This is a genomic window from Streptococcus sp. WM07 (assembly GCF_004570525.1).
Taxonomy (GTDB): Bacteria; Bacillota; Bacilli; order Lactobacillales; family Streptococcaceae; genus Streptococcus.
This window is the reverse complement of the sequence record NZ_SPPZ01000057.1, coordinates 1-9,843: the sequence shown is the minus strand read 5'-3', so window position 1 is coordinate 9,843 and position 9,843 is coordinate 1. Positions and strand designations below refer to the sequence as shown.

At 40.8% G+C, this 9,843-nt stretch carries 11 protein-coding genes and 1 pseudogene; 3 read left to right on the top strand and 9 right to left on the bottom strand.

Features of this window, described 5'->3' with window-relative positions; translation table 11 throughout:
* On the top strand, positions 1-279 hold a 279-nt coding region (locus tag E4T71_RS07175; protein WP_228062377.1), incomplete at its 5' end, for a transposase.
* 263 nt (positions 280-542) lie between these two features.
* On the opposite strand, the gene E4T71_RS07170 is transcribed toward E4T71_RS07175, so the two are convergent.
* The 8 genes from E4T71_RS07170 to E4T71_RS07135 all read right to left on the bottom strand — a co-directional run bounded on the left by E4T71_RS07170 (position 543) and on the right by E4T71_RS07135 (position 8,459).
* Positions 543-1,451, bottom strand: a complete 909-nt coding sequence (locus tag E4T71_RS07170) for a restriction endonuclease (protein ID WP_167758489.1) — start codon at positions 1,449-1,451, stop codon at positions 543-545.
* Positions 1,452-1,744: 293 nt separating this feature from the next.
* Positions 1,745-2,581 (bottom strand): metallophosphoesterase, encoded by an 837-nt coding sequence (locus E4T71_RS07165; protein ID WP_135038478.1) that lies wholly within the window; start codon positions 2,579-2,581, stop codon positions 1,745-1,747.
* On the bottom strand, positions 2,578-3,495 hold the full coding sequence (gene whiA / locus E4T71_RS07160) for a DNA-binding protein WhiA (RefSeq protein ID WP_135038476.1): 918 nt from the start codon (positions 3,493-3,495) through the stop codon (positions 2,578-2,580). The genes E4T71_RS07165 and whiA overlap by 4 nt, the downstream gene beginning before the upstream one ends.
* A gap of 18 nt (positions 3,496-3,513) precedes the next feature.
* Entirely contained in the window at positions 3,514-4,488 is a 975-nt protein-coding gene (locus E4T71_RS07155) for a YvcK family protein (RefSeq protein WP_135038474.1), read from the bottom strand.
* Positions 4,485-5,372: an RNase adapter RapZ gene (rapZ, locus tag E4T71_RS07150; RefSeq protein ID WP_135038472.1), complete on the bottom strand. Its 888-nt coding sequence runs from the start codon at positions 5,370-5,372 to the stop codon at positions 4,485-4,487. The genes E4T71_RS07155 and rapZ overlap by 4 nt, the downstream gene beginning before the upstream one ends.
* Positions 5,373-5,438: 66 nt before the next feature.
* Complete coding sequence (gene asnS / locus E4T71_RS07145; RefSeq protein WP_135038470.1) at positions 5,439-6,785, bottom strand: asparagine--tRNA ligase; 1,347 nt, start codon at positions 6,783-6,785, stop codon at positions 5,439-5,441.
* A gap of 10 nt (positions 6,786-6,795) precedes the next feature.
* Positions 6,796-7,971 carry a pyridoxal phosphate-dependent aminotransferase gene (locus E4T71_RS07140; RefSeq protein ID WP_135038468.1) on the bottom strand — a complete coding sequence of 392 codons (1,176 nt, stop codon included), beginning with the start codon at positions 7,969-7,971 and terminating at the stop codon, positions 6,796-6,798.
* Positions 7,971-8,459 carry a DUF5590 domain-containing protein gene (locus E4T71_RS07135; RefSeq protein WP_135038466.1) on the bottom strand — a complete coding sequence of 163 codons (489 nt, stop codon included), beginning with the start codon at positions 8,457-8,459 and terminating at the stop codon, positions 7,971-7,973. The genes E4T71_RS07140 and E4T71_RS07135 overlap by 1 nt, the downstream gene beginning before the upstream one ends.
* An 84-nt stretch (positions 8,460-8,543) precedes the next feature.
* Here E4T71_RS07135 and E4T71_RS07130 point away from each other — a divergent pair, with 84 nt between their 5' ends.
* Both E4T71_RS07130 and E4T71_RS07125 read left to right on the top strand, forming a co-directional pair.
* Positions 8,544-8,990 (top strand): MarR family winged helix-turn-helix transcriptional regulator, encoded by a 447-nt coding sequence (locus E4T71_RS07130; RefSeq protein ID WP_135038464.1) that lies wholly within the window; start codon positions 8,544-8,546, stop codon positions 8,988-8,990.
* Between the two features lie 63 nt (positions 8,991-9,053).
* On the top strand, positions 9,054-9,605 hold the full coding sequence (locus E4T71_RS07125) for an NADPH-dependent FMN reductase (RefSeq protein ID WP_135038462.1): 552 nt from the start codon (positions 9,054-9,056) through the stop codon (positions 9,603-9,605).
* 104 nt (positions 9,606-9,709) lie between these two features.
* Here E4T71_RS07125 and E4T71_RS07120 read toward each other — a convergent pair.
* A pseudogene (locus E4T71_RS07120) lies at positions 9,710-9,843 on the bottom strand (IS5/IS1182 family transposase); the annotation flags it as partial.

Genomic DNA, 9,843 nt, shown 5'->3' with positions numbered 1-9,843 from the left:
TCACAGACATTGAGGATTCCTGCAAATATAGAATTTTCGTTTATCCCACCTTATACTCCTGAAATGAATCCCATTGAACAAGTTTGGGCAGAAATTCGCAAATTAGGATTTAAGAATAAGGTGTTTAAAACATTGGATGATGTCATTGATCAGCTTCAAGAAGTCATTCAAAATCTATCAACTAGTCAATTACAATCTATTGTCCGTAGAGAATGGATATCTGCTAATTTTGATTCTGAACGAGTATTAATCTATTTTGTGAGTGCTTACTTACTGTAATAGTTAACTACCTGTTTTAGATTTGCTTTCGACCTAGCTTTCACTTGTTCTGATTTTTCCTTTAAACAGAGTATAGGTGTTTTCACTGTCGATGAACTAGCTCATAGCTAGAAGCTTCACTACTACAGCCTCTAGAAACAAATTTTAGTTTATCTTCAAAACGCGTATCTTTTTTCTAGACATCGTAAAAACCCTACTTTCATAAACAATACTTAGTTGGATTGTCTACTTAAGTAGGACTATATCAGAGGACAAAGAACTTTTTAGTCTTCAAAAAAGTCACTGTCCAACTTCTTTAAATGGAAGATATTTTCAGTTGAAACACCAAGATCATGGTCAATCATAAACTGAGCTAAAGAAGAACCATCTACAAGAACAATTTTAGCATTCAGATTTTTTTCCGCAAATTCCCGAGCACCCTTAGTGAAGCTAGAGGTAGTCATAAAAAGCCCTTTTGAAGCTCCGTGACCAGCCAAGGCTCCCACAAAACGCTGTAGTTCTGGTCTTCCAACCGTATTTCCTTCTTGATAACGTTTTGCCTGAATGTAAATAGCTTCAAAACCGAGAGGGTCTGCGTTTACAATCCCATCAATACCCTCATCCCCTGAGGACTTCTGCCAATTCCCACTTGGAGCTGGTAATCCATAACCCATTTTAACCAAAAGATTGACGACTAATTGTTCAAATCGATAGGGATCCATTCGATACAGTTCTGTTAAAAGCTCTTCTTTTAAAGTTTGATTATATTCTCTATAAGCTTGCTCTAAGACCTCTCGTGGAGAATTATCCTCAATCACATCTCCTGTTTCCAGAATCTTTCCTTTGGAAGGACGATTTTGTTTAAAAGCTTTAAATTCAGGGAAGGACAACAAAACCAACTCATTGATCTCATTAAATTTTTCTAATAAGTTCATCCCTCTTTGCGTGATTTGAAACTGAGCACGTTTGGGACTAGAAATAACAAGTGCTTTCTTGAGGTAAGTGGTTGCCCAGCCAACCCTAGAATCCAATAGCGTCTGACTTCCACTTGCTAGCAAAGCTTGTTGAGATTTCGCATCTAGCTTAAATTCTTGGATAACAGCCTGTTTCAGTTCCTTTTTCGAGTGGATTTGTCCATCGTTTAAAGTTTTTAAAATAATAGTATAAAGTTCGGAATATTTAGGTATTTCCATCATATCACTCCTCTTGACTTGCTTTAAACATGTTACATTTTCATTTGAAAATTCACTGAACTTCCCTTTTCTTCCTGCTTTTTCATAGAAGAAGCCAGCTAGTCTCTGATGACTAGTCATTAAGTCTCATTTCCTACAATCTTTGCCATAGAGTAACCCAATTTCAGTAACCAGTTAGGTTTCAAAAACGACTTTAACCAATGAACAGACTTTCTGATTCAGCTGTCTCTATTTGTCCAAATATTTTTGGTTAACTCCTGATTTTTCTTTCTCACACAGTATGTTTAATCGTTTCAAAAATCAATTCCAAAATAATCCTCAACTTCTTTTTGCGTCCCTCTTTGTTGATGATAGGAAGCCAAATAATCTGGATCATTGCTGAGACGAATGCCTGTTTTCATCAACTGTTGATAAAAATCAAAATAAGGAATGGGAGCATCTAAAGCTCGCTTGATTTCCAAATCAACATCGTAAGCAACCTTACGAAAATCTATTTGAGCAAGACCGGAGTCATCAATCTCGAGCAAGAGATATTGAGCCCGTAAATCTTGACGCAAGGTATCCCATGGAAAATAGGGTTGTCCAACGGAACCCGGATTCAAAACTAATTGACCTTTCTCCGTGTAGAGAAGTCCCTGTACATGACTATGGGCAAAAATAGCCACATCTGCCTCATCTTGTGCAAACAAAACATTTAAATCCGCTTGTTCAAAAGGTGGTACTAAATCACGTCCCCAGTTCTTTTGAGGTAAATGGTGCGAAAGATTGAAACGTAAGGGTCCTACTTTTCGATGTAAATAGAGAGGTCTGGCTTGTATTTCTTGACGATGGGAATCATTCAAAAAGCCATCCAGATGTTGACTTTGACGATAAACAAATAAATCTAAAGAGCTCTTACGAGGATAGATACCAGCTCTGGCTTTAAGATAGGAATCCTCCCAGTTTCCCCGTAAACGAACGGTGTAGGGCAGGCTATCAAGCTGGTCAAGAATCTGCACATGCGATGGTCCTGGCATCAACTCATCGCCCATAAGCCAGTATTCTTCAACGCCAGCCTCTTGAGCATCCGCCACTACTGCTTCTAAACCAGTCAGATTCCCATGGATATCTCCTAAAACAGCAACTTTCACTCAGGTATCTCCTCTGCAATCTTATTAAGCTTGCGCAATCGATGGTTCAATCCACTTTTAGTAAGGGGGGTAGGAAGACTGTCCGCTAATTCCTGGAGAGAGTAATCTGGATGAGCAATCCGAAAACGAGCAACTTCTTGCAGCTCAGGACTCAAACTCTCCAGACCGATATGGTCTATGATTTTACTAATATTATTAATGGTTTTCATACTAGCCTTAACAGTTCGAGCGATATTCGCAGTTTCTGCATTGGTTGCTCGATTCAGATCATTTCGAGTTTCCCGCATTAGTTTAATCTGACCCAGTTGTTCCATAGCTTCCAAAGCCCCAATAATAATGAGAAAATCCATTAGGTCTTCCGCACGCTGGATATAGGTGATCGCCCCTCTTTTTCTTTCTAAAACCTTAGCATCCAATAGAAAGTCCTGCATCAGTTGCCGCAAATCTTGAGCATGATCCATATAGACGGAAGCTATCTCCAATTGGTATTGACCAGAATCAGGATCCCGCATGCTGCCACTAGCAAGGAAAGCACCACGCAAATAGGCACGAGCTGCATCATCATGGTCCATAATGGACACAGGCAGGCCGGTCTCTTGCTCAAAAAAGGCCGGCGATAGCCCAAGGATATCTAATAAGTCTTTGACTCCATGGTCCATAAATACAGTATAAACACGATTTTTACGGAGATTCGTCTTCTGATGGTGGCGAATATCCGACTTAATATCAAACCACTCCAAGAGAAATTCATAAATAAAGCGTGCCACTTTAGCATTTTCAGTTGTTACGGAGAGCGTTAGCCCCTCCCGACTCAAACCTAGACTCCCAGAGAGTTTAATGAGGGCTGCTAATTCAGCCGGATGGCGCTCAGGGAGGACCAGAATTTCTTCTTTGATATTACTGGTAAAACTCATGAAAATGCCCTCCCTTCTCTAATGCTTGTGACTGGTAATTTTCATAATTTCTTCCACAACCAAATCACCATCGTGGAAAGCTCCGTCTTTTTCTAAAAGAAGAAAATTGGAAGAAATAACCCGAGGAACTTGGCTAGCCAAGTCCGCAAAATCATGTTCGACTTGAACCAGGTACTCGTCAAATTCGTGGTCATTCATGTAGTCTTGAGGAACCTGGTCTACATTAACCAAAACTGTATCAATAAAGGCTTGACCCAAATGCTTGTGCAAAACTCGTACATGCTGAGCATCTGTAAAATGCTCCGTCTCCCCTTTTTGAGTCATAATATTACAGATATAGACAATCTCAGCTTGGGTATCTTTTAATGCCTGACCAATTTCTTCAATCATAATATTCGGTAAAATCGAAGTAAAGAGAGAACCTGGGCCTAAAATAATCATATCACTTTCCAAAATGGCTTGAACTACATTTCGACTAGCCTGAGGTTTCGTATCCTCATAGGTATTGGTCACATAGACATGGTCAATCATACCACCATGCTTGGCAATATGACTCTCACCAGCAACTTCTGTTCCATCTTCAAAAACAGCATGTAAGGTCAGAGCCCGTTCGCTCGAAGGATAAATCTTTCCGGTTGTGTGCAGTAACTTTGTCAACAGCTGCATGGCATGGTAAGTCGACCCCTGCATTTCTGCAATACCTGCAATAATTAAATTCCCTAAAGGATGGCCCGCAAAAGGACCGTCGTCTTCCGCAAAGCGATACTGAAAAATTTTTTCGTAAAGCTTGGGCATGTCCGACATTGCCAATAGAACATTGCGTAAATCACCTGGAGGGGTAAGCTGCATATCCTCACGTAGTTTCCCAGAACTCCCCCCATCATCGGCCACCGTAACCACAGCCGTTATATCCACATCCTGTTTTCGGAGGCTATTCAGAATAACCGAGATTCCAGTACCACCACCGATCACTGTAATTCGCTTCTTCCTCATGAACGGTTAACCGTTTCCTTTCTTCTGTCCTTGTCCCGATGGCTAACCCGGACATTCCAATTTTTAGCCAAATCATCCGCTAAACGACGAGCAAAGGCAACACTACGGTGCTGTCCACCGGTACAGCCGACTGCAATTGTTAGTACAGACTTACCTTCCTTCTGGTAACCTGGTAAAATCGGATCTAAAAGATTGAAGAGATTCTGATAAAAATCTCCCGACTCTGCTTGCTCCATGACATAATTATAGACAGGTTGGTCTAATCCTGTTTGATCGCGTAAATCGACTTGGTAATAAGGATTTGGTAAGAAACGAACATCAAAAGCCAAATCAGCATCCATTGGAAGTCCATATTTAAAACCAAAACTCATGATCTCAATCCGAAAGGCTTGTTCAAAGTCTTGATCTGCAAAATGTTGAGCCAACAACTTACGTAGTTCACGTGGCGTTAATTCTGTTGTATCCACGACATTCTGACTCATACTCTTAAGGGGAACCAATAGCTCACGTTCCCGCTTAATACCATCCATAATACGCCCGTCAGCCGCTAGTGGATGACTTCGACGTGTTTCCTTATAACGAGCGACCAATTCCTTATCGGCCGCATCTAAGAATAAGATTTTAAAATCTAAATCATCTCGATTTTCCAGTTCATCCAACACTTCTTGGATATCCTTGAAAAAAGACCGACTTCGCATATCAATGACCAATGCCATACGTTTTTGCTCAGCAGAACCATCAACCAAGGTCAATAATTTCGGCAATAAGGCTGGGGGCATGTTGTCAATCGTAAAATACCCCAAATCTTCAAAAGATTGAATAGCCACAGTTTTCCCTGCTCCACTCATCCCCGTCACAACAACCAATTGCAGTTTCTCTTTCATCGAACAATCTCCTATTTAGAAAAATGAGGCATGGACCTTAGTCCAGCCTCCTCAATTGTAATCATCTTATGGATGCAAACGATGAAGCATCCGTGGGAATGGAATGGCTTCACGGATATGTTTGGTACCGGCTACGAAGGTAACCATTCGTTCAATTCCTATACCAAATCCACCATGAGGAACAGAACCATACTTCCGAAGGTCTAAATAGAATTCGTATTCTGATTTATCCATTCCCAACTCATCCATTTTCGCAACAAGGGCATCGTAATCGTCCTCACGAAGGGAACCACCAATAATTTCCCCATACCCTTCTGGAGCCAACAAATCTGCACACAGTACACGTTCTGGATTGCCCGGAACAGGTTTCATGTAGAAAGCTTTAATGGCTGCTGGATAATTTGTTACAAAGGTAGGCACACCGAAGTGATTTGAAATCCAGGTTTCATGAGGAGAACCAAAGTCATCTCCATGCTCCAAATGCTCGTAATCTGTGTCTTCATCTTGCTCATGCGCTTGAAGCAAGTCAATCGCTTCATCATAGCTAACCCGTTTAAAAGGTTCAGCAATGTAACGTTTTAAAAGCTCGACATCCCGTTCCAAAATTTCCAATGCCTGTGGAGCACGGTCCAATACACCTTGAATCAAGGCTTTCACATAGGCTTCTTGCAAATCAAGAGACTCATCATGAGAAAGGAAAGAATACTCAGCATCCATCATCCAAAATTCTGTCAAATGACGACGAGTTTTAGATTTTTCCGCTCGGAAAACAGGACCAAAGTCAAAGACACGACCCAAAGCCATAGCACCAGCCTCGAGATAAAGCTGACCAGATTGGCTCAAATAAGCTGTATTGCCAAAGTAGTCGGTTTCAAACAACTCTGTAGAGTCTTCCGCTGCATTTCCCGACAAAATTGGGCTATCGAACTTGATAAAACCATTTTGATCAAAAAATTCATACGTTGCATAAATAATGGCATTCCGAATTTGCATGATCGCCATCTGCTTACGAGACCGTAACCAGAGATGACGATGATCCATCAAGAAATCTGTTCCGTGTTCTTTTGGTGTGATGGGATAATCAACGGATTGACCAATCACTTTGAGATCTGTAATATCTAGCTCATAGCCAAATTTAGAACGTTCATCTTCTTTAACAATACCTTTTACTTCAACAGAAGTTTCCTGACTGAGTTTTTTGATGGTATCGAATTTAGCAGCACCTTCTTCTTCACCAAATGTTTCAAGGAAATTTGGTTTAAAGGCAACAGCTTGAAAATAAGCCCTACCGTCCCGTAATTGCAAAAAGGCTATCTTCCCTTTACCAGATTTGTTAGCAACCCAAGCACCAATAGTAACTTCTTGACCTACATGGTCTTTGACATCACGAATAGACACATACTTTTTAGACATACTTTTTCCTTTACACATTCATATACTGTTCTAAGCGAGTAATCGCTTCTTTCAAGGTATCCAAATCCGTCGCATAACTCAAGCGAACATGATTGGGACTACCGAAGGCATCCCCCGATACCAAAGCTACTCCGACCGTTTCCAAAAGATCATTGGTGAAATCTGAAACCTTAGAAAACCCTTTTAGTTTCATAGCTTCCTCAACGTTTGGAAATAGATAGAAGGCTCCCTGGGATTTGGTCACATGGAAACCTGGAACCTGATTTAAAAGCGGATAAATGGTATTGAGGCGCTCTTCAAAGGCTAAACGCATCTTCTCAGCTTCCTCTTGCCCCCCTTTTAAGGCTGCAATGGCCGCATATTGGGCAACAGTCGCAGGGTTAGAAGTCAACTGACTAGTTAGCTTCCCCATAGCCTGAATAATTTCTTGAGGACCAACTGCAAATCCGATCCGCCATCCAGTCATGGCGTACGTTTTAGAAACACCTGTTATCACAACTGTTTGCTTACGAATTTCGGGCGAAAGACTTGCAATAGATACAAACTCAGCTTGATTATAAACCAGACGTCCGTAAATATCATCTGCCAAAATCAACACTTTACGCTGGATGGCCCAATTCGCAATAGCCTCTAATTCCTCTTCTGTATAAAGATTCCCTGTAGGATTAGAGGGGTTATTCAAGAGTAAAACCTTGACACGCTCGTTCCAAAGCTCTTCGAGTTGACGGACCTCGATTTTAAAATTCCGCTCTTCCTTCCCCTCTACAAACACCGCTTGACCTTGTGCTAATATCACCTGTTCTACATAAGAAACCCAATAAGGAGTTGGAAGCAGAACCTGATCTCCTTGGTTCAAAACTGAGAGGAAGAAAGCTGCTAAAGCCATCTTGGCTCCTGTTGTCACCAACACTTGTGAGGTTTGAACAGGATAACCATAGTACTGAGACATATAGTCCTGAACCGCTTCTTTTAAGGCAGGTAAACCAGATGGTGGAGTGTAAAACGAAGCCTTTCCTGAATCTATGGACTCCTTGGCCGCTTTAGTAATAGCTTCCGGAGTCGTAAAATCAGGCTCTCCTAAGGTCAAAGAAATGATATCTCTCCCTGCTGCTGCTAATTCTCTAGCCTTCGCAGCGGCAGCTAAGGTCGCACTTTCCTCCATGTATTTGACACGATCAGCTAACATTAAGCTCCCTCCTTCCGTATTAGTTTCTTTTCTTGAAAATCAATTAGGTAATAAGCTGTTCCCGACCGAACTTCCCAAACAACTTTTCCTTGATCATAGCCCAAGCGACTGGCTTGAATAGGATCCGCACCAGCTTCACTCGCCAACTGTTCTGCTTCACTACGACTCACACCTTGGTTTAAATCAACCAGAGCAACTTGTTCCTGGTTGGAATTCAAAATAATCGCCTGGTCTTGCCCAACTGTATTTTTTCCGAAAACTGTTGTATACGATTCCTGTCCATTAAACACTTCCACCGATTCAATTTCCCTAAATCCTGCCAATTCTTGAGCACGAATCTGGGCATTGGACATCCTGACATCCTGGGTCTTAGTCCCCAAATCAATCAGGTAAAGACTCGAAAAACAAATAATGGATAAGATAGCAAAAATTCCAAGGAAAAACTGCCCTTTGGGAAAATAGGGCTCTAAATAGACTATTTTTTTCACCTTTCTATTATACAGTTTTTTAGTGTAGATTGCTATAGGCTAAGCATCTGCTTTTAATTGTACTAGTTAGTTCTTTTTGATACAATAAGAAACATGAAGGAACTATTTGAAAAAGAAGCTTTGGATTTAAAAACTATGATTGTCTTTCGAAATGCAGATCGCTCCATTCGATGTTTGGAGCAGAAAGCAGCTCGTGACCATAGTTTAACACCCAGTCAATTCTCAGTCTTAGATACTCTTTACGCTAAGGGCAAAATGCGGATTCAAGATTTGACCGACCGAATGCTAGCAACCTCAGGAAACATGACCGTGATCATTCGTAATATGGAACGGGATGGTCTCATCACGCGCGTCTGCGATCCATCGGATCGCAGAGCTTTTCTGATTGAATTAACTCCCATGGGCAGGGATCAAATTGAAGCCATTTATCCTGAACACATCGCTCATGTCAAGGAGGCTCTCTCAGTTTTAACTCAAGAAGATAAAGAAGATTTAATTCGGATTTTGAAAAAATTTAAAAACTTGAGTTAAAATTCTTGCTAATTAGTAATAAATAATTTATACTATCAGTTGTAAAGAAAAGGAGAACAAGTGATGAAAAACATTTTATTTATCGTCGGATCTCTACGTGAAGGATCTTTTAACAAACAAATGGCTGAAACAGCTGAAAAAGTACTAGAAGGCAAAGCCAACGTTAGCTACTTAGATTGGAAAGATGTTCCTGTCTTCTCTCAAGAGCTAGAAGTTCCAACACCAGCTCCAGTTGCAGCTGTTCGTAAAGCTATCATGGCTGCAGATGCTATCTGGATTTTCTCTCCAGTCTACAACTTCTCTATCCCTGGTTCTGTAAAAAATCTTTTGGACTGGGCAAGTCGTGCTCTAGACCTTTCAGATACAAGAGGACCTTCTGCACTCCAAGATAAGGTCTCTACTGTCTCTTTGGTAGCTAGTGCTGGACACGAGCAAGCCGCGGCTATTTACCGTGATTTACTACCATTTATCCGTACAAAATTTGTAGACCAAATCACAACTTCACCAGTCAATGACTCTGCTTGGGCTGATGGAAAATTTGTTGCTTCTGAAGAAGTCATCGCTGATTTGAACAAACAAGCGGATGCCCTTCTTGCTGCCCTTAACGAAGCTTAAACAATCCACATTGAAATAAAGGTAAATCCCTTTGCTAACCATGAAGCAAAGGGATTTTTTCGTTGATACTCAAAACAATTTGAAATAGACTTCCTGCGAAACGTTTATAGCCTTTCAAAATTGATAATACCAGCAATCAAGTTCATTCTTAAACCAAATCGTTTCTTACGATTGCGGTAAGTTGTTGAAAAGATGTTAAACACTTTGAACTTTGCAAAAATATTCTCAACCTTAATTC

Coding starts and splice junctions, on each gene's coding strand:
- E4T71_RS07170 (WP_167758489.1), bottom strand. CDS start 1,451: ATGGAAATACCTAAATATTCCGAACTTTATACTATTATTTTAAAAACT.
- whiA (WP_135038476.1), bottom strand. CDS start 3,495: ATGAGTTTTACCAGTAATATCAAAGAAGAAATTCTGGTCCTCCCTGAG.
- E4T71_RS07155 (WP_135038474.1), bottom strand. CDS start 4,488: ATGAGGAAGAAGCGAATTACAGTGATCGGTGGTGGTACTGGAATCTCG.
- rapZ (WP_135038472.1), bottom strand. CDS start 5,372: ATGAAAGAGAAACTGCAATTGGTTGTTGTGACGGGGATGAGTGGAGCA.
- asnS (WP_135038470.1), bottom strand. CDS start 6,785: ATGTCTAAAAAGTATGTGTCTATTCGTGATGTCAAAGACCATGTAGGT.
- E4T71_RS07140 (WP_135038468.1), bottom strand. CDS start 7,971: ATGTTAGCTGATCGTGTCAAATACATGGAGGAAAGTGCGACCTTAGCT.
- E4T71_RS07125 (WP_135038462.1), top strand. CDS start 9,054: ATGAAAAACATTTTATTTATCGTCGGATCTCTACGTGAAGGATCTTTT.